The sequence below is a fragment of the Pseudomonas sp. Wu6 genome (assembly GCF_019891515.1).
GTDB lineage: Bacteria > Pseudomonadota > Gammaproteobacteria > Pseudomonadales > Pseudomonadaceae > Aquipseudomonas > Aquipseudomonas orientalis_A.
The window spans coordinates 163194-180906 of the sequence record NZ_JAFLXH010000002.1 but is presented as its reverse complement, the minus strand read 5'-3'; the positions used below and the strand labels follow the sequence as shown (position 1 = coordinate 180906).

Here is a 17713-nt window from a genome sequence, read left to right as displayed (position 1 = left end):
ATGAGTCGCTTGCTATCCTCAATTCGCGATTTAATTTTGACGCGAAAAGATATCAATAAGAGTGTCGAGCTGGCCGAAGTCTATGGGGCCATACTCTGGGCTGTTGATAAGGGCGTCTACGATGATCCTGAGTTGGAGGATATATTAACTGGGCGATGCATGGATATCGTTCAAATAGGCGAAGCCGATTTACCTTCGAAGGATTGCATTCATCTCATATCTGAGCCGTATTTGATCGGTGGGCATACTCGGTTAATGGAGCAGCTCGCTACGATGCATGTGGAAAAGCCGGATCTCCTGATAACCCGCCAAAGCGACGAACGGGCAATCGAGCGTACCCGAAGCTTTTTCAATGAATGTGCCAGCTTGCAGCCCGGAACGCCGTTGCAGAAAGTAGCTGAAATTATAGAGTGCCTGAAGTCATATAAGAGAGTGGTTCTGCATATCCACCCTGATGATATAGTCGCTGTCATTGCCTGCCGTATTCTAAAAACGATCTCGGGCGCTAAGATTTTCTTTGTAAACCATGCTGACCATGTATTTACCTATGGTAGCACGGTGGCTGATGTGTATTTCGAAATCAGCACCTTTGGCTTGCATCGAGATATGAAGAAAACCATATCAGGGGATAAATCGTTTTTGGGTATTCCGCTGAGTACTCAATTAGTTTTAAAGAAACATCGTCTGCCCGATAAGGAAGATGCGCTGAATTTTTTCAGTGCGGCATCGCCGTTTAAGTTTAAGCCTGTTAAGGGATATGATTCAAGGCCCACAATCCAAAGGGTGTTGTCGGAGTTTAAAAGATCCACATTCTGGATAGTGGGAGCTAATCCGTACACGAATATTTGGTGGTGGCCACTAAAATTAAGATATTGGAGTCGCTTTAAGATTTTGTCGTCTGTACCTTATGCGAGTTATTTAACGCTTTTGGAAAAGGCTGACTTTTACGTAGATAGTTATCCTACGCCCGGCGGTACCGCATTTGCCGAGCAGCTCGTCAGTGGCCGTCGCTGTGTGGGGCTTCGCGCCCCGATACAGGGTTATTCGCCTGCAGATAACCTTAAGAGTAAAAGCATCGACGATCTAATGATGAGCATCCTCCAATGTGATAACGATGAGTCAGTCATTGAGTCGGTGTGCGCAGTCAATGGCTACGATGCCGTAAAGTCCCGCTATCGGGCGTGCCTTTATGACAACATACTGTGCGCCAATGAATTGGAAAAACATGTGGCATGGACGGGTGACGTTGCCGCTTATGAACAGGCAGGGAAAATAACTTCAGCCATTCCGCCCGTCATAATCGCTAAGTTAATAAGTTACGATAAACGCTTTTTATTGTTGGTGCTGCGTGAGTTAAGCGCCATGCAGAAGATGAAGATGGTGGTTAAACTAGCGCTTTTGAAGCTTAGAGGAGTGACAGGAAAGAGCCCGAGGTCGGATAAAGTATGAGGGTGTTAGCGCTACGGTTTTTTATTGTCCTTCTCTTGGTCTCGGATTACGTTATCTTGACGTTTCATGCGCCTGCTGTTTTTAGCGCCTGGCGTGAAGGCGGCGTATTACTCTATATCCTGCTGACAATGCTGCTTGTTTTTTTTCAGGCAGGCACGCACCACTCGATACCGCGCAAATATAAAGAACAGCTTTTGGTCTTTGCATTTTTCATTGTATTTTATTTATTGTGCGGAGACCTGTCTGATGGCTCATTTCGGATGTTTCGCTCTTTTGCGATGCCCGTTCTTTTTGCATTGATGTTGAATGCAGTATGCCGCGGGTTAGAGCTTGAAATGAAACTTCGGGTGATATATTCAACCCTGGTTATAATGACCTTTGTTTCTGGTGGTTACGCCGTTTATCAATATCTCACCATCAGTAATGCAGAACAATTCTGGTATTGGCCTTTACTCCTGGAAAAAGGTTTTGAACTGGAGGCGTATAATTCCATGAGAGATGGGAACGCCCGGATATCAGGTTTTTTTACCGGTACCCTAGAGTTTAACGCATTTGTTTTGAATACCGCGCTGTTCGCAAGTTGTTTACTTGTGAGCACGATGAGGAAACGCAAATATGGCTTAAGCTTCATCGGGTATTTGCTAACTGCTTTTTTTTCGATATTGTTAATTTGTTATGGTTCTGTGAGGACCGCCGTAATTGGAATGATATCGGCAGTGTTCTTTCTGGCGGTATTGCAACTGTTCAGGCGCAAAAGACTTGTTAGCGTGTTGGGGTACAGTTATGTGCTATTTTTTACATGCTCGATTTTTCTGTATCTTGCTCTGGGGTACACCGAAGACTTGTCCGCGCTTGATCGGGTAAGGCAGTGGTATGTGGTTCTGGAATCACTTGGTTCCATGCCATTGGGTCTGGGGTTTGGTGCCATCGGGCCGGGTCAGGCGCATTGGTATGACTCCCTATGGTTGAATCTCCTAGCGTCCGCTGGCTATTTAGGGCTCGCTGTCATGATCGGGCTCATCATGTTTTACGGTAAAATCGTCACAGTTAGTCAGCAGTTACGTTTGGGAGGGAGCGCCTTCATGGCAGGCATTGCCGATTATCTTGTTATCAGCTATCCATTCTTCCTAAGCAGTTTCTTCTTCCAGTCCTACACCAATAGTGTTGTCCTGTATCTTTTTGCGCTAGTTATAGTGGTGGTGATGTATGACTCGAAATATCGTGAAAATTAAACTTTCCATATTGGTTGTCTTGTATAAGCGGCATTATAAAGATTCGATCGCTATAACGACCTTGCTGGCGTGTGTTGAGCAATTTAGCGAAAAAGGAATTGAGGTCGATTTTTTTGTGTGGAATAACACTCCAGAGTATTCGCCAGTTTTAGCTAAAAAGAAATTGACGTGGCTGGAAGGTGATAACGAAGGTCTGTCCCATATTTATAATCGTGTCGCCACTCAGGCTTTTGGAACAGGCGCGACACATTTTTTGATTTCGGATGATGATACCGATTACTCCGCACCAAATTATGTTGGCTCGATTGCACAGGCGATTGAATGTGAAGCGAAATCACAGCCTGACGCATTTGGCGTGATACTGCCGAAAATTTACTCGGGAGAGAAACTGGTCAGTCCAGGTGAGCGCTTCTGGTTTTTTGGTCGTCTCTCCCCGACGGTTGATAGCGGCATAAATACTTCACTTAATAAGCTGGCTATCAACAGTGGGGTAATATTTACAAAGGCGTGTTATGAACAGATGGCACCACTCTTCGATGAGCGTCTTAAATTTTATGCAACAGACACAGCGTTCTTCGTGAGGTATGAGTCTTACTATTCACACTTCTATGTACTTGATACAGCGCTGCAACACGATCTGTCTGAGGATACGTCGGATAGTCCCGATCGAGCTCTGTTTCGATTCCAGGAAATGATTCGTGGTTTTCGAGTGATTTTTGAACGAAAAGGTTTTTTCTTTCGCTCAATAATGGAAAATTATCTGATGTTTTCCGCGTTGAAGAAGAGCGTATCGTATAAGAATTCTGGTTTTCTCCGTTCATATGTTTCGTCTTTTAAAGAGAAAAAATAATGCTGATAGAACTGGTTGAATATCTTTCTTTAAAAGTCAGAAACCGCAGCATCAAGCTTGATAAGCGTATTCCTGATGGTTATCTTTTTGGCTTTGTGCTGTCTAAAGCTTTCATGATAGTAAATGGTCTGCTGAAGTTCAGACGATTTTCGATCATCTTGGTAGGCAAGGGCGTAACCGTAAAGGCGCGATCCCTAATCTATGGGGGCAAAGGGCTTATGATCGATGATGGATGCTTCATCGATGCTTTAGCAGTCAAAGGCATCACCTTAGGTGAAGGCGTTTCTTTGAAGAAAAATGTTATTATCGAGTGCACGGGCAGTCTTACTAAGCTGGGCGAAGGGCTATCGATTGGTAATAATGTCGGAATCGGCAGCGGCAGTTTTTTGGGCTGCGCTGGCGGTATTGTCATAGGTGATGACACGATTATCGGTAACTATGTATCGTTTCATTCGGAGAATCATAATTATGCTGATCCTGCAACGCCTATTCGTCTGCAGGGAGTAAATAACTCAGGAATCCACATCGGTAGTAATTGCTGGATAGGCGCTAAAGTTACTGTACTCGACGGTGTTTTCCTTGAGGATGGCTGTGTGGTAGCGGCGGGTGCCGTTTTAAAGGCTGGACGATATGCCGCTAACTCAATTTATGCCGGCGTCCCTGCGAAGCGCATAAGAGAACGTTGTTAAAAAGGATGTGTAGTGAAAAAAATTATATTTTTTCATTTGCTCAATGATTTTAGCGGGAGCCCCAAGGTTCTTTCTCAAGTGATTGATGCTGTATCGAAGAAAGGATATGACGCCGAATTGTTTTTAGGCGGGAAGGGGAGTTCCGGCTTTCTTTCATCTGTCCCTTGCATTCAACGACGCTACTTTTACAAACGCTTTGATAATAAATTTCTGACATTAATAAGTTATACAATTTCACAGATTACATTGTTTTTAAAGTTGCTGAAATATCGGAAGTCCTCTGCGATTTTCTATGTTAATACTTTGTTGCCTTTCGGTGCTGCTCTCGCGGGGAAGTTGTTAGGAGTCAAGGTTTTTTATCATATTCATGAAACATCTATTCGCCCCAAGCCGTTGAAGGCCTTCTTGCGCTGGGTAGTTGAAAAGTGCTCAAGTGGTAATATATTTGTATCTCGCTTTCTTGCTCGAGAGGAAGGCTTTCACCATGTCCGGAGCGAGGTTGTTTATAATTCAATCCCGCGAGACATGAGTCGCATTGCTACTCGTCATGTTTATCAACATTTGCCGCATGGGACGTTTTGCGTGCTGATGATTTGCTCTTTGAAAGCCTATAAGGGCGTCAATGAGTTTGTGCGTCTTGCTCGTTTGTTGAGTTCGGATTCAAGCTTCAAGTTTAATTTGATCCTTGGCGCAACGGAAGCTGAAGCCTCTGAGTTTTTCTCGGGTACTCAAATGCCTGATAATATTAATCTTGTCTTCAGCTGTGCTGATGTTACGCCCTATTACCAGCAAGCGAGTATTTTACTCAATCTTTCGAAAGCGCCTGAGTGCGTGGAAACGTTTGGTTTGACGATTCTCGAGGGCCTTTCATTTGGAGTCCCCTGTATCGTACCTCCGGCAGGGGGGCCTATTGAACTGGTTTCTGATGACTGCGAAGGGTATCTTATGGACTCTGGCAGAGTCGAAGACATTGCTGCAAAACTGGAATTCCTCAAAGAAAACTCGGATGTCTGTTATCGCCTGTCTGCGGCAGCGAAGGTAAAGTCACTTAGTTTCTCAAGTGAAAAATTTGAAAGTGGTGTGCTCGGGGTGTTTGATGGGATTTAAATTTGCAGTCATAGGCACGGTCGGTCTTCCAGCGCAATACGGGGGGTGGGAAACGCTTTCAGAGCAACTGGTGACATACCTGGATAGAGACTACGAGGTTTCGGTATATTGCAGCTCGAAGTCCTATGCGTCTCAACCCAAGAAATATGGCAACGCAGATTTGATCTACATTCCGTTAAAAGCTAACGGTGTGCAAAGTATCCCTTATGATATTGTCAGCATGCTGCATGCCTATCGCAAGAATGATATTTTGGTGATCTTAGGTGTCTCCGGGTGCATCGCACTTCCATTCATAAAAATGCTCACCAAGAAGAAGATTGTTGTCAATATCGATGGTTATGAATGGAAACGCGCAAAATGGTCACCTTTGGCCAAAAAATTCTTGAAGTTTTCAGAGGCTGTTGCAGTCAGATATTCTGACGCAGTGGTCACTGATAATCAGGTTCTTCAGGATTATGTCCGTAATGAGTACGGGCGGGAAAGTACTCTTATTGCCTATGGTGGCGATCAGGCCAAGGCACGAGCATTAACAGAATCCGATAAGGATCGCTATCCTTTTCTACGTAATCCTTATGCGTTTTCTGTATGCAGGATTGAGCCTGAAAATAATATCCACATTGTTGTCGAAGCTTTCCACGCCAGTGGTCTTCCTTTGGTCATCGTTGGAAACTGGAAGCAGAGTGAGTATGGGAAGGCGCTTCAGGATAAGTACGCAAGTGCGGAAAATCTCCATCTGCTAGACCCTATCTACAACGGTGATGAGTTGAGCCCTTTGCGCAGCAATGCCACTATTTACATTCATGGACACAGTGCCGGTGGAACTAATCCTTCCCTTGTCGAAGCGATGTGGTTGAGCTTGCCCATTATTGCATTCGATGTGTCATTCAATCGGGCTTCTACCGAGGACAACGCTAAGTTCTTCGATTCCAGTGATTCACTTATAACCCACGCATCCATGCTTTTTGCCGACGAGGCGGCACGTGCGGCCCTGAGTGAAAAAATGCATGAAGTTGCGGTGCGTCGATATCGTTGGGAGGGGGTATCGTCTCAATACGATAAGCTATTCAAACAATTGTTGTCGTCTGATAAGGCTTGATTATGTCCGATGGTTTGAGTGGTGCGTCCCTTTCACAAATGCCGAAGATTCTTCTTACCGGAGGCACTGGTTTCGTCGGGCTTCCATTGCTCCAGGCCTTGGCTGCGGCCAGGTATCCGGTTGTCAGCGTGACACGCAAGAACGCTGCTATTACGCTGCCGGGTGTACAAAGTTGCGTGATCCCAACATTGTCTCGGGACAATAATTGGGATGCGCTCCTACAGGGGGTGGAGGTAGTCATTCACTCCGCTGGGCGTGCCCACATTATGAACGAGACCCATAGCAACCCGCTGCAGGCTTTTCGTGAAGTGAATGTGGACGCGACGCTTAATCTTGCTCGGCAAGCTGCGCAAGCCGGTGTGAAGCGTTTTATTTTTATCAGCTCCGTTAAGGTCAATGGCGAGGAGACTGATAGAAATCGTGCGTTCAAGCCTTCGGATGCCCCCGCTCCGCTCGATGATTATGGCGTGTCTAAGCTGGAGGCCGAGCAGGCGTTGATGGTGTTGGCGAAGGAAACCGCAATGAGCGTAGTAATCATCAGGCCTGTCCTGGTGTATGGCCCAGGTGTAAAGGCAAACTTTGAAAAGATGTTAGCTGCCGTAGATAAAGGGCTGCCTCTGCCACTTCGGTCGATCAACAACCGCAGGAGCTTGGTATTCATTGACAACTTGATAGATTTGATTTGTTTGTGCATTCATCACCCAACGGCAGCAAATCGTATATTTCTGGTGAGTGACGGCAATGACCTGTCCATCGGGCAGATTCTAGAAAAGCTGGCTGTGGCAATGAACAAAAAGTCTCGCATATTTTCGGTTCCACAGGGGCTTTTGGGGCTGGCTGCTTCTGCGGTGGGTAAGCGAGATTTCTTTCAACGTCTATGTGGCTCGCTTCAAGTCGATATTGCTGATACACGAGAGCTCTTAGGCTGGGTTCCCCCTGTTAGCATTGATGAGGCGTTTGCTATTACAGCTCGTTCTTATCAGGAAAAACGACATGGCTCCCACCATGGCTAATTTGGCCATGGTGCTTCAAGCCCGGGATAATAACTTTAATTTTATCCGCGTGGTTGCGGCGCTCTTCGTTCTGGTTTCCCACGCTTACCCGCTCTCGCGTGGTGCGGCTGAGGTCGAGCCGCTTGTGGCGCAGCTCGGTTTTTCGCTTGGCGGTTTAGGTGTATTTACCTTTTTCTGTATATCAGGGTTTTTTATATCCCTGAGTTACCAACGTTCAAAAAGCAAGATTGACTTCGTCGTTGCAAGATTTTTAAGATTATATCCAGCACTCCTGGTTGTTCTGGTGTTGAGTGCATTCGTTGTAGGGCCATTGTTCGCGACTATGAGTCTGCGCGATTACCTCTCATCAAGTGAGGTCTATAGTTATGTGACCTCTAATTTAAAGTTGAAAACGATTCAATTTCAACTGCCGGGTCTTTTTCAAAATAATCCTTATCCAGGTATTAATGGTTCGTTGTGGACGCTGTATTATGAAGTTTTATTGTACGCTCTGGTTTTGACGTTGGGCGTTGTCGGGCTGCTGAAAAGTTTGCCGCGGGTGTCAATGTTTTTCGTAGTGTACTTTGTTTTTTATTTTGTGTTTAAAATATTGTTAGCGCGTGAGGGCATTCATCCCGGGTTTCAGACGCTTATGTGGGTGCAGTGGAGCTTTCCGTTTATAATCGGCATGCTGCTTTATTCGTATAGGTCCAATATTTGGTTGGATTATCGTATTTTAGGTGCTTGCTGGTTAGTTACGTTTTTGCTGTTCAAGTCCCCTGTTTTTGTTGAAGCCTTTGTGGTTGCTTGGAGTTACTCTGTGTTCTGGGTGGCCTTCAATACACCATGGTTTGCTCGTCAATTTAATAAATTGGGGGATTATTCTTATGGCCTCTATATCTATGCATTTCCGACTCAAGAGATTTTGGCCCACCTCTGTAAAGGGATATCGCCTGTGGCCATGATTCTAGTGGCTTTACCGCTAGCGCTTGTCCCCGCCGTGCTGTCCTGGCACTTTATCGAACATCCTTGTATCTTGCGTAAAAAGGCAATTGCTCAGAGAGTATCTCTGTCGCTCGCTAGGCTTTGCGCGATGTTTACTAAATACTCAACTAAATAGCTCTGATTTTAAAGGTTGGTGTCCCGAAATGAAGCGTTTTTTTGATCTATTACTGAGCTTTTTTGCTCTGCTCATACTATTGATCCCGATCGTGCTTGTTACCCTTGCGGTAAAATTGACGTCAAAAGGTCCTGCTCTTTATTGGTCTGATCGTGTGGGTGCGAATAATACAGTATTCAAAATGCCGAAATTTCGCTCGATGCGTACTGGAACCCCCGCGGTGGCCACGCATCTGTTGCAAGATCCGGCGCAGTACCTGACACCCATTGGAAATTTCTTAAGGAAGTCTAGTCTGGATGAGTTGCCTCAATTATGGAGCATCATCGCCGGCGACATGAGTTTTGTGGGCCCCAGGCCGGCGCTTTTTAACCAGGCTGACCTTATTGCATTGCGCACAGAGCAAGGTGTTCACCTTGTAAGGCCTGGCCTCACGGGCTGGGCGCAGGTGAATGGACGGGACGAGTTGCCGATACCTGTCAAGGTTAGTTATGATGCCTATTATGCGAAAAATATGAGTTTGTTTTTCGATCTGAAAATCCTGTTTTTGACAGCTTTGAAGGTACTCAAGCGAGATGGCGTTTCCCATTAGTACGATGGAGTTCGTCAATGAGTAGCTTGTTCGGACAGGCAACGTACAGTGCTTTTTGTTCTGCGTTTATTGCGCGGTCGACAAGAATTTTGATCTAACGCAAGGACCGTAGGTGAATCATGATTAACCGGTTGCGCACTTGGCTATTGAAACTGCCTCGTCACCAAAAACGATTGATACAGGTAGTTGCGGACGTTATTTTGGTGTTCTTCGCACTGTGGATGGCATTCGTTGTTCGCCTCGGCATCGACGAGATGACCAACCCTATCAAAATGCATCTTTGGTTGTTTTTAGCCGCACCGGTAGTCGCTATTCCGCTTTTCATCCGCTTCGGTATGTACCGTGCCGTCATGCGCTATTTTGGCAATGACGCACTGGTAGCGATTATCAAGGCTGTGAGCCTTTCATCGCTGATCCTGGGCGTCGTCGTCTATTGGTATAGCAATCATCAAAATGTCGTGCCCCGATCAATTATCTTTAACTACTGGTGGTTGAGCTTGATCATGGTCGGTGGTTTGCGTTTGACCATGCGGCAATACTTTTTGGGCGATTGGTTCGCCGCTGCCCAGCATGTGCCATTTACCAGTCGTGAAGACGGCCTTCCTCGTGTCGCCATTTATGGTGCCGGCGCCGCAGGTAATCAATTGGTGGCCGCGCTGCGTATGGGACGCCTTATGCGCCCCGTAGCTTTTATCGATGACGACACTACTATCTCGGATCGTGTCATTTCCGGCCTTCAAGTCTATAAGCCTAAACATATTCAACGGATGATCGATGTGACGGGCGCTCAGGAGATTCTTTTGGCCATTCCTTCGTCCAGCCGCGGGCGGCGTCGTGAGATTCTCGGCTTTTTGGAAGGTTTTCCGCTCCATGTTCGCAGTGTTCCCGGTTTCATGGACCTCGCCAGTGGCCGGGTCAAGGTTGACGATATTCAGGAAGTTGATATTGCTGACTTGCTGGGGCGTGATTCGGTACCTGCGCAGGATGAACTGCTCGAGCATTGCATTATGGGGCAAACCGTCCTTGTGACGGGAGCGGGGGGATCTATCGGTTCTGAGCTGTGCCGGCAAATCCTTGACCTCCGGCCAACGACTCTGCTGTTGTTCGAGCACAGTGAGTTCAATCTCTACAGCATTCTTTCTGAGTTGGAACAGCGCATTACTCGTCATTCGTTACCGGTCAAATTACTGCCGATACTGGGGTCGGTACGTGATCAGGCCAAGTTGCTTGATGTGATGAAAACCTGGCGTGTTGATACGGTTTATCATGCAGCGGCTTATAAACATGTGCCGATTGTCGAGCACAATATTGCAGAAGGTGTGTTGAATAATGTGATCGGCACACTGAATACCGCTCAGGCTGCACTTCAAGCGGGTGTGTCGAACTTCGTCCTAATCTCGACAGATAAGGCGGTGCGTCCAACCAATGTCATGGGCAGCACCAAGCGCCTTGCAGAGCTGACGCTTCAAGCCTTGAGCGGTGAACTCGCGCCTGTTTTGTTTGGTGATAAGTCTAATGTCTCCCATGTGAATAAAACCCGCTTCACCATGGTGAGATTTGGTAATGTATTGGGTTCATCCGGCTCTGTGATTCCCTTGTTTCACAAGCAGATAAAGTCTGGCGGGCCCCTGACGGTTACGCATCCGAAAATCACGCGTTACTTCATGACCATTCCAGAAGCGGCTCAATTGGTCATACAGGCTGGTTCCATGGGGCTTGGAGGTGATGTGTTCGTGTTGGATATGGGGGAGCCTGTCAAGATCATCGAGCTGGCCGAAAAGATGATCCATTTGTCAGGGTTGAGTGTACGCTCCGACAAAAATCCTCACGGTGATATCGCTATCGAATTTTCCGGATTGCGCCCCGGTGAAAAGCTGTACGAAGAACTATTGATCGGTGACAATGTAGTGGCAACACAGCACCCGATGATTATGAGTGCCAACGAGGATCATTTGCCGTGGGAGGCCCTCAAGGCCAAACTGTCTGAATTGCTGGCAGCGATCGATCAAGATGACTACAACCGAGTCCGTCAATTGTTACGTGATACGGTCAGTGGTTATACGCCGGATGGCGAAATTGTTGATTGGATCTACCAGCAGAGGCGATTGGAGCCATAGATTGCCGCGTTATTTGGCATTACAGATATCGATGTTCAAATAGGTAAGTTTTCAGTCGTTTTCTTCCTTTAATAAGCCGATCATTGATCGGCTTATTATTTTATGTGATTAAAATTTAAACATTTCTTTTTACTTGCGAGTTTACTATTTTTGCAGGATTGCCTACAACGGTAGTATTGGCTGGGACTGATCGGGTAACTACAGCCCCTGCGCCGACCATTGCGTTTTCACCGATTTCTAAGCCGGGCAAGATGGTGCAGTTTGCGCCCAAGGAAGCGCCTTTTCCTACAATAGTCCGATCGAAACTTTCAGGGTAAACTTTACTTCTGGGATATAGGTCATTGGTAAAAGTAACGTTGGGGCCGATGAATACGTCATCCGAAATCGTAATTCCATCCCAGATTTGAACTCCGCATTTAATCGTTACCCTATCTCCAATAGTTACATCATTCTCAATGAATACGTGGTCGCAGATATTGCAGTCCGCTCCAACTTTGGCGCTGGGTAAAATATGCGCAAATGCCCAAATCCTGGAGCCTTTACCAATGGTTGAGGATTCACACAATGCATGGGAGTGCACGAAGTAGTCTTTTGGCGCGTTCATTTTTTCTCCATTTACCGTTGACTCAAAATGCAATCGTTTCATGAAAAAGAAACGATTCCTTTTTTGTGTATTTTACTTGACGGACGGCCTGCCTGGGTAGCACACATACGACAGTATTTCAATGAGAGGGGAACGTATGTGTTTTTTCAAAAGCCTCTGCGAGAACTGGGTCGACAACGGTGTATTGCGTTAGAGGAATAGCCTAACATACCTTGTAACCCACTCATTTTTGACTCTCCTCCCGCATCATCTAAGTTAGAAAAGCAGCTTCGGAAAAGCTGCTTTTCTCTTACCGATGTCATGGAGCGTCACCGATGCAAAACACCTACGTTTCCTCCCTTGTCTTTGCCTTCCTCGCCAGCCTCTCTGTCGCCACCACCGCAGCCCCATCCGCCAAACCTGAAGTCCCAACCCCCATCTCCGCGCAAATGATCAAAGCCGAGCAGTCTGCCAAGGTCAACCTCAACGCGGCCGATGCTGAAACCCTGCGACGCGATTTGTTCGGTATCGGCGCCGCCAAGGCGAAAGCGATCGTTGCTTTTCGCGAAAGCAATGGCCCTTTCACTGCGGTGGATGAGTTGCTGGAGGTAAAGGGTATTGGCAAGGCCCTGCTGGAGAAGAATCGCGACAGGTTGGTTATCAACTGAAGGACGTAGCCAGGAAGGCCGATCATTGATCGGCCTTTTAGCCTGGGTGTTTCCAGCCCAGTCCTGGCATGAAATGTGGTTAGCTCAAGATTATCGATTGTTCGACAGTCACCTTTAATGGAGGATCGCCCCATGTACAAAGACTATCCGGCCGCCTACCAAGTCAGTAAAGGCTCGGCATTACAGGTGGATACGGCGTTCTACGAGCGCATCCGGGATCGCCGGGACCAACGCACGCTGGTCGGACAGTTCGATGTGCCTATCCGCACGGGCAGGGCATGGAAAGTCCCTGCCGGGCATGTCTTCCGCGTGACCACTCCGGTGGGCCCGCAAGTGGGGGATTTCAACGTGTGGAACGCCAATGATCCGCGCGAGCGCCTCTGGGCAGCTCGCACTCGGCAACTTCAAGGTGCCCATGTCAGCACCCACGACCGTTTGTGGTCGAACCTTCCGTTCCTGCGGCCACTGGTCACCATTACCGATGACAGCCTGGCAGGCTACGGCATCGATGAACATGGCGGGCGCCTGCATGATTTGCTTGGCACGCGCTGCGATCCTTATGTGAACCGTATGCTCACCGGGGAGGACTTTCATCATCATTGCCATTCGAACCTGACTCGCGCGGTATTGCCCCACGGTCTGACGGAATTCGATGTGCACGACGTGCTGAATATCTTCCAGTGCACCGGACTCAATCACGATGACATGTACTTTATGAAAGCCTGTCCGGCACAGAAGGGCGATTACCTGGAGTTTTTTGCCGAGATTGATTTGCTGTGCGCGCTGTCGACGTGTCCGGGTGGGGATTTGTCGCTGCCGATGTGGGGGCCGGACGCGCAGGACCCGTTGACGGTGTGTCGTCCGTTGGGGGTAGAAATCTACCAATTGGAGGAGGGGTTGCTTGAAGGCTGGAGTCAGCCCGAGCGTGCTGCCTATAAAGGGCAGCACGGGTTGCAGATTGCCAAGGCGGCTTGGGAGTAACCCCAGGGCTCAACGATCCTGGGCATCCTTGGCATCCGCCTGCGCATTGCGCTCGGCCACGCGTTTGCGTTGTTCGTCGGTGAGTTCCACTTTGTTGGCGCTGTCGCGCAGCATCATCAATCCACCGACGATCGATCCGATCGCAACAACCATAATCAACCACGCATACCACGGCATAAGGCTCTCCTTGAGGCAGGTTGCCGGGGGAGAATTCTCCCACGGTAATAACTGCTTTGAGTTACGGGCGTTCTGAGTAGTTCAGTGTAGGCCCGTTCTGCCTCACGAGTCTTATAGCCCGGTCAACATTGCATCTGCCGGCGCATCGGCGCGGTCTTGGGCGGTCAGTTGGAAGTAGATGAAGCCCACGGCCATGAAGCCAAGGAAGATCAGCCCGATCAGTGTATTGAACCAGGCCATCGCCACCAGGCACACCACGGCCAGTACCAGCGCGATGCCCGGTACGATGGGGTAGCCCGGTGCGCGGAAAGTCCGCTCCAGCAGCGGTTCGGTTTTGCGCAATTTGAACAGGCTGAGCATGCTCATGATGTACATGACGATGGCGCCGAACACCGCCATGGTGATCATCGCGGCGGTCAGGGTCATGCCGCCAAGGTTGATCAGGCCGTCGCTGTAGATGGCCGCGATGCCGACCACGCCGCCGGCGATGATGGCGCGGTGAGGTGTCTGAAATCGCGACAGTTTGGCCAGGAAGGGCGGCAGGTAACCGGCGCGCGCCAGGGCGAAGAACTGGCGCGAGTAGCCGAGGATGATGCCGTGGAAACTTGCCACCAGGCCGAACAGGCCGATCCAAACGAGCATGTGCAACCAGCCGGAGCTTTCGCCCACCACGGTTTTCATGGCCTGGGGCAGCGGGTCGTTGATGTTTGACAGGGTGCGCCAGTCGCCCACGCCGCCCGCGAAGAACATCACGCCCATGGCCAGGATTACCAGGGTGAGGATGCCGCTGATGTAGGCTTTCGGAATGGTGCGCTTGGGATCTTTCGCTTCTTCGGCGGCCATGGCCGCGCCTTCGATGGCGAGGAAGAACCAGATGGCGAAGGGGATCGCGGCGAACATGCCGGCAATCGCCGGGGCACCGAAGGTGTCGGCGCCGGCCCAGCCGTTCAGGGCGAAGTTGCTGAAGCTGAACGCCGGGGCAACGACGCCCATGAACACCAGCAGCTCGGCGACGGCGAGCACGCAGACCACCAGTTCGAAGGTGGCGGCGAGTTTCACGCCGAGGATGTTCAGGCCCATGAACACGATGTAGGCGCCGACGGCGGCGTGTTTCGGGTCCAGCGCTGGAAGCTGCACGTTGAGGTAGGCGCCGATGGCCAGGGCGATCGCGGGTGGCGCGAAGACAAACTCGATCAGGGTTGCCAGGCCGGCGATCAAGCCGCCTTTTTCACCGAAGGCGCGGCGGCTGTAGGCAAAGGGGCCGCCGGCATGGGGAATCGCCGTGGTCAGTTCGGTGAAGCTGAAGATGAAGCAGGTGTACATCGCGGCGACCATCAATGAGGTCACCAGAAATCCCAGTGTGCCGGCCACACCCCAGCCATAGCTCCAGCCGAAGTACTCGCCGGAAATCACCAGCCCGACAGCGATGCCCCATAGATGCAGGGTGCCCAAGGTGGGTTTGAGTTGTGTGTTCATTGTGAGGAGTTCCCTGAACGGTTGGAATGATTCAGGGTGTTGCAGTGGGCATGCCAGCCTGAGAATCATTGTCGTAAAGCGATGCAACTGTCGTATGGAAGATGGTTTGGCGTTTGAAAATTCTCATCATTGCACCAGGCAGGTGCAGCCCTGCCTGGACTGCCGCCATCGCGGGCAAGCCCGGCTCCCACAGTGGACCGCATTCCAGTGTGGGAGCTGGGCTTGCCCGCGATGAACATAGGTATCTACACAACTCTGTATCGCTCACCCGTAACCACGATGCGAAGCGAGCCGCTCTTGATCTTGATCTGCTTTTGATCTCGGGCACACCGAGCCTAAGCGAGGTGCCGAGTGGTGGGGCAAGAGCGTTTTGCTTACTTTTGCGCTTTTCAAAAGTGAGCCGCCGTAAGGGCGGAACCCTAAGTAGCCGTTACCGCAGAAACGGATATGTACTCAACCCAATCCACCATCTTGGTCGGCCCAGAGGCCGCCATCAGGGGCAAGTCGAATCGTCGCACCGCCCCTCCCACATTTGGACCTCCGAGCGTCAGGAAGATACGCGTTAGCTCCCTCGCCACAGGTGCGGTGTCGCACCAAAACTGTGTAGATACCTATGCCGCGATGAGGCCCAGCCAGCCACTGCAACCCCCCTGTAAACCGCGCATAAAGCCATTCTTTACGCCATCTTTACGCCCCGCGCCCCGCCTCGCTCTCGTTCCTTTACACCCCTCCTGCGGACAATTGCCCTACACGCGGCACTCGCCGTTAAACGGAGAAACTTCCATGAGCGTTCTGGACGGGGTGTCACTGCTATTGGCCGTGGCGCTGTTCATTTATCTGCTGGTTGCGCTGTTACGCGCGGATCGGAACTAGGAGCGGGCTATGCACAGTTATGACTATTGGCTGATCATCGCCTTCTTCGCCGTGGTACTGGTGCCGGCACCGTTTCTGGGGCGGTTCTATTACAAGGTGATGGAAGGCCAGCGCACGTGGCTGACGCCGGTGCTGGAGCCTGTCGAGAAAGCCTGTTATCGCCTGTCGGGTGTGGACGATCAACAAGAGCAAAGCTGGCAGAAGTACATGCTGGCCTTGCTCGCGTTCAACCTGGCGGGCTTCCTGCTGTTGTTCGCCATCCTGTTGTTTCAGGACTATCTCCCACTCAACCCGCAGAAATTGCCGGGCCAGGAATGGACGCTGGCGTTCAACACCGCGGTCAGTTTCATGACCAATACCAACTGGCAGAACTACAGCGGCGAAGCCTCCCTGAGCTACCTCAGCCAGATGGTCGGCCTCACCGTGCAGAACTTCGTCAGCGCCGCCACCGGCCTGGCAGTCCTGGTCGCGCTTTGCCGTGGGATCGGTCGCAAATCCACCGCGACTCTGGGGAATTTCTGGGTCGACATGACCCGCGCCACGCTCTACGGTTTGCTGCCGCTGTGCCTGGTGCTGGCGCTGTTCCTGGTGTGGCAGGGTGTGCCGCAGACGTTCGCCCATTACGTTGATGCCGTGACGATGCAGGGTGTGGATCAAGTCATTCCCCTGGGCCCTGCAGCCAGCCAGATTGCGATCAAGCAACTGGGCACCAATGGCGGCGGCTTCTTTGGGGTGAACTCGGCGCATCCGTTCGAAGACCCGACGGCCTGGGCCAACCTCTTCGAAGTGGCGTCGATCATCCTGATCCCGGTTGCCCTGGTGTTCACCTTCGGTCACTACGTCAAAGACCTGCGTCAGAGCCGCGCGATTCTCGCGTGCATGCTGGCCTTGTTCCTGATTGGCGGCGCGACGTCGCTGTGGTCCGAGTACCAGCCCAATCCGACCCTGAATAACCCGGCCGTGGAACACACCGCGCCGCTGGAAGGCAAGGAAACACGCTTCGGCACCACCGGCACGGTGCTCTGGTCGGTGACGACCACTGCGGCCTCCAACGGATCGGTCAACGGCATGCAGGACAGCCTCAACCCTCTGAGCGGCATGGTGGCGCTGGTCAACATGATGGTTGGCGAAGTGATTTTCGGCGGCGTCGGCGCAGGCCTGTACGGCATGTTGCTCAACGTGTTGATCGCGGTGTTCCTCGCCGGCCTGATGATCGGCCGCACCCCGGAATACCTGGGCAAGAAGCTTCAGGCCAAGGAAGTGCAATTGCTCGTAGTGACCCTGCTGGTCATGCCGGTGGGTGTGCTCATGCTGGGTGCCATCGCCGCCAGCCTGCCGGGCCCGGCCGGGGCCGTCAGCAACCCTGGGCCCCACGGTTTCAGCCAGTTGCTCTACGCCTACACCTCGGCAAGTGCCAACAACGGTTCGGCGTTCGGCGGTTTCAGCGGCAACACCGCTTTTCACAACCTGATGCTCGGCCTGGGCATGTTGATTGGCCGGTTCGGTTACATCCTGCCGGTGCTGGCCCTCGCCGGTAGCCTGGCGATGAAGAAGACCGCACCGATTGGCCAGAACAGTTTTCCGACCCACGGCCCGTTGTTCGTGACGCTGTTGACCGTGACCATTTTGCTGGTGGGCGGCCTGACGTTTCTGCCGACACTGGCGCTGGGCCCGATTGCTGAACACCTGAGCATGGGCTTCTAAGTCAAGGGGA

Annotated in this window: 17 protein-coding genes; 14 read left to right on the top strand and 3 right to left on the bottom strand. The window is 50.7% G+C overall.

All coding sequences use genetic code 11. The features are described from left to right. From J1G34_RS02060 to J1G34_RS02015, 10 genes are all read left to right on the top strand, one after another. Entirely contained in the window at nucleotides 1-1449 is a 1449-nt protein-coding gene (locus J1G34_RS02060) for a hypothetical protein (RefSeq protein WP_222993175.1), read from the top strand. 56 nt (nucleotides 1450-1505) lie between these two features. Beyond that, a complete protein-coding gene (locus J1G34_RS02055) occupies nucleotides 1506-2681 on the top strand; it encodes a hypothetical protein (RefSeq protein WP_139113392.1) in 1176 nt (391 codons plus the stop codon). Beyond that, nucleotides 2656-3531 (top strand): glycosyltransferase family protein, encoded by an 876-nt coding sequence (locus J1G34_RS02050; protein WP_222993173.1) that lies wholly within the window; start codon nucleotides 2656-2658, stop codon nucleotides 3529-3531. The genes J1G34_RS02055 and J1G34_RS02050 overlap by 26 nt, the downstream gene beginning before the upstream one ends. Next, nucleotides 3531-4220 carry an acyltransferase gene (locus tag J1G34_RS02045; protein WP_065936298.1) on the top strand — a complete coding sequence of 230 codons (690 nt, stop codon included), beginning with the start codon at nucleotides 3531-3533 and terminating at the stop codon, nucleotides 4218-4220. Before J1G34_RS02050 ends, J1G34_RS02045 begins: the two co-directional genes overlap by 1 nt. 12 nt (nucleotides 4221-4232) lie before the next feature. Then, a complete protein-coding gene (locus J1G34_RS27445; protein ID WP_222993171.1) occupies nucleotides 4233-5327 on the top strand; it encodes a glycosyltransferase family 4 protein in 1095 nt (364 codons plus the stop codon). After that, nucleotides 5317-6423, top strand: coding sequence for a DUF1972 domain-containing protein (locus J1G34_RS02035; protein ID WP_065936300.1), 1107 nt, complete (start codon nucleotides 5317-5319; stop codon nucleotides 6421-6423). The genes J1G34_RS27445 and J1G34_RS02035 overlap by 11 nt, the downstream gene beginning before the upstream one ends. Nucleotides 6424-6425: 2 nt before the next feature. Further along, nucleotides 6426-7436, top strand: a complete 1011-nt coding sequence (locus J1G34_RS02030) for an NAD-dependent epimerase/dehydratase family protein (protein ID WP_262411667.1) — start codon at nucleotides 6426-6428, stop codon at nucleotides 7434-7436. Then, entirely contained in the window at nucleotides 7417-8535 is a 1119-nt protein-coding gene (locus J1G34_RS02025) for an acyltransferase family protein (protein WP_170876003.1), read from the top strand. Before J1G34_RS02030 ends, J1G34_RS02025 begins: the two co-directional genes overlap by 20 nt. Before the next feature lie 28 nt (nucleotides 8536-8563). Then, the gene (locus J1G34_RS02020; protein ID WP_065936301.1) at nucleotides 8564-9124 is read left to right on the top strand and encodes a sugar transferase; all 561 of its coding nucleotides are present in this window, start codon (nucleotides 8564-8566) and stop codon (nucleotides 9122-9124) included. Between the two features lie 119 nt (nucleotides 9125-9243). Then, nucleotides 9244-11241, top strand: coding sequence for a polysaccharide biosynthesis protein (locus J1G34_RS02015; protein ID WP_222993169.1), 1998 nt, complete (start codon nucleotides 9244-9246; stop codon nucleotides 11239-11241). A gap of 115 nt (nucleotides 11242-11356) precedes the next feature. Here J1G34_RS02015 and J1G34_RS02010 read toward each other — a convergent pair whose 3' ends face one another. Then, on the bottom strand, nucleotides 11357-11887 hold the full coding sequence (locus J1G34_RS02010; protein WP_459077106.1) for an acyltransferase: 531 nt from the start codon (nucleotides 11885-11887) through the stop codon (nucleotides 11357-11359). Between the two features lie 272 nt (nucleotides 11888-12159). Here J1G34_RS02010 and J1G34_RS02005 point away from each other — a divergent pair, with 272 nt between their 5' ends. Together J1G34_RS02005 and J1G34_RS02000 are read left to right on the top strand one after the other, a co-directional pair. Continuing rightward, nucleotides 12160-12492, top strand: coding sequence for a ComEA family DNA-binding protein (locus J1G34_RS02005; protein WP_065936302.1), 333 nt, complete (start codon nucleotides 12160-12162; stop codon nucleotides 12490-12492). A gap of 132 nt (nucleotides 12493-12624) precedes the next feature. Beyond that, nucleotides 12625-13473, top strand: coding sequence for an urea carboxylase-associated family protein (locus J1G34_RS02000; protein WP_065936303.1), 849 nt, complete (start codon nucleotides 12625-12627; stop codon nucleotides 13471-13473). Between the two features lie 9 nt (nucleotides 13474-13482). Here J1G34_RS02000 and J1G34_RS01995 read toward each other — a convergent pair whose 3' ends face one another. After that, nucleotides 13483-13650 (bottom strand): DUF2897 family protein, encoded by a 168-nt coding sequence (locus J1G34_RS01995; RefSeq protein ID WP_003172675.1) that lies wholly within the window; start codon nucleotides 13648-13650, stop codon nucleotides 13483-13485. A gap of 111 nt (nucleotides 13651-13761) precedes the next feature. Then, a complete protein-coding gene (gene eat / locus J1G34_RS01990) occupies nucleotides 13762-15126 on the bottom strand; it encodes an ethanolamine permease (protein WP_222993167.1) in 1365 nt (454 codons plus the stop codon). Nucleotides 15127-15909: 783 nt separating this feature from the next. On the opposite strand from eat, the gene kdpF reads away from it, so the two are divergent. Next, nucleotides 15910-15999 (top strand): K(+)-transporting ATPase subunit F, encoded by a 90-nt coding sequence (gene kdpF, locus J1G34_RS01985; RefSeq protein WP_003218754.1) that lies wholly within the window; start codon nucleotides 15910-15912, stop codon nucleotides 15997-15999. A gap of 9 nt (nucleotides 16000-16008) precedes the next feature. Beyond that, nucleotides 16009-17703, top strand: a complete 1695-nt coding sequence (gene kdpA / locus J1G34_RS01980; protein WP_222993165.1) for a potassium-transporting ATPase subunit KdpA — start codon at nucleotides 16009-16011, stop codon at nucleotides 17701-17703. Nucleotides 17704-17713: the final 10 nt, after the last annotated feature.

What these genes read in the sequence shown, in the direction of transcription:
- J1G34_RS02060 (WP_222993175.1), top strand. Translation starts at nt 1, where the DNA reads ATGAGTCGCTTGCTATCCTCAATTCGCGATTTAATTTTGACGCGAAAA.
- J1G34_RS02050 (WP_222993173.1), top strand. Translation starts at nt 2,656, where the DNA reads ATGACTCGAAATATCGTGAAAATTAAACTTTCCATATTGGTTGTCTTG.
- J1G34_RS02045 (WP_065936298.1), top strand. Translation starts at nt 3,531, where the DNA reads ATGCTGATAGAACTGGTTGAATATCTTTCTTTAAAAGTCAGAAACCGC.
- J1G34_RS02035 (WP_065936300.1), top strand. Translation starts at nt 5,317, where the DNA reads ATGGGATTTAAATTTGCAGTCATAGGCACGGTCGGTCTTCCAGCGCAA.
- J1G34_RS02030 (WP_262411667.1), top strand. Translation starts at nt 6,426, where the DNA reads ATGTCCGATGGTTTGAGTGGTGCGTCCCTTTCACAAATGCCGAAGATT.
- J1G34_RS02025 (WP_170876003.1), top strand. Translation starts at nt 7,417, where the DNA reads ATGGCTCCCACCATGGCTAATTTGGCCATGGTGCTTCAAGCCCGGGAT.
- J1G34_RS02020 (WP_065936301.1), top strand. Translation starts at nt 8,564, where the DNA reads ATGAAGCGTTTTTTTGATCTATTACTGAGCTTTTTTGCTCTGCTCATA.
- J1G34_RS02015 (WP_222993169.1), top strand. Translation starts at nt 9,244, where the DNA reads ATGATTAACCGGTTGCGCACTTGGCTATTGAAACTGCCTCGTCACCAA.
- J1G34_RS02010 (WP_459077106.1), bottom strand. Translation starts at nt 11,887, where the DNA reads ATGAAACGATTGCATTTTGAGTCAACGGTAAATGGAGAAAAAATGAAC.
- J1G34_RS02005 (WP_065936302.1), top strand. Translation starts at nt 12,160, where the DNA reads ATGCAAAACACCTACGTTTCCTCCCTTGTCTTTGCCTTCCTCGCCAGC.
- J1G34_RS02000 (WP_065936303.1), top strand. Translation starts at nt 12,625, where the DNA reads ATGTACAAAGACTATCCGGCCGCCTACCAAGTCAGTAAAGGCTCGGCA.
- J1G34_RS01995 (WP_003172675.1), bottom strand. Translation starts at nt 13,650, where the DNA reads ATGCCGTGGTATGCGTGGTTGATTATGGTTGTTGCGATCGGATCGATC.
- eat (WP_222993167.1), bottom strand. Translation starts at nt 15,126, where the DNA reads ATGAACACACAACTCAAACCCACCTTGGGCACCCTGCATCTATGGGGC.
- kdpF (WP_003218754.1), top strand. Translation starts at nt 15,910, where the DNA reads ATGAGCGTTCTGGACGGGGTGTCACTGCTATTGGCCGTGGCGCTGTTC.
- kdpA (WP_222993165.1), top strand. Translation starts at nt 16,009, where the DNA reads ATGCACAGTTATGACTATTGGCTGATCATCGCCTTCTTCGCCGTGGTA.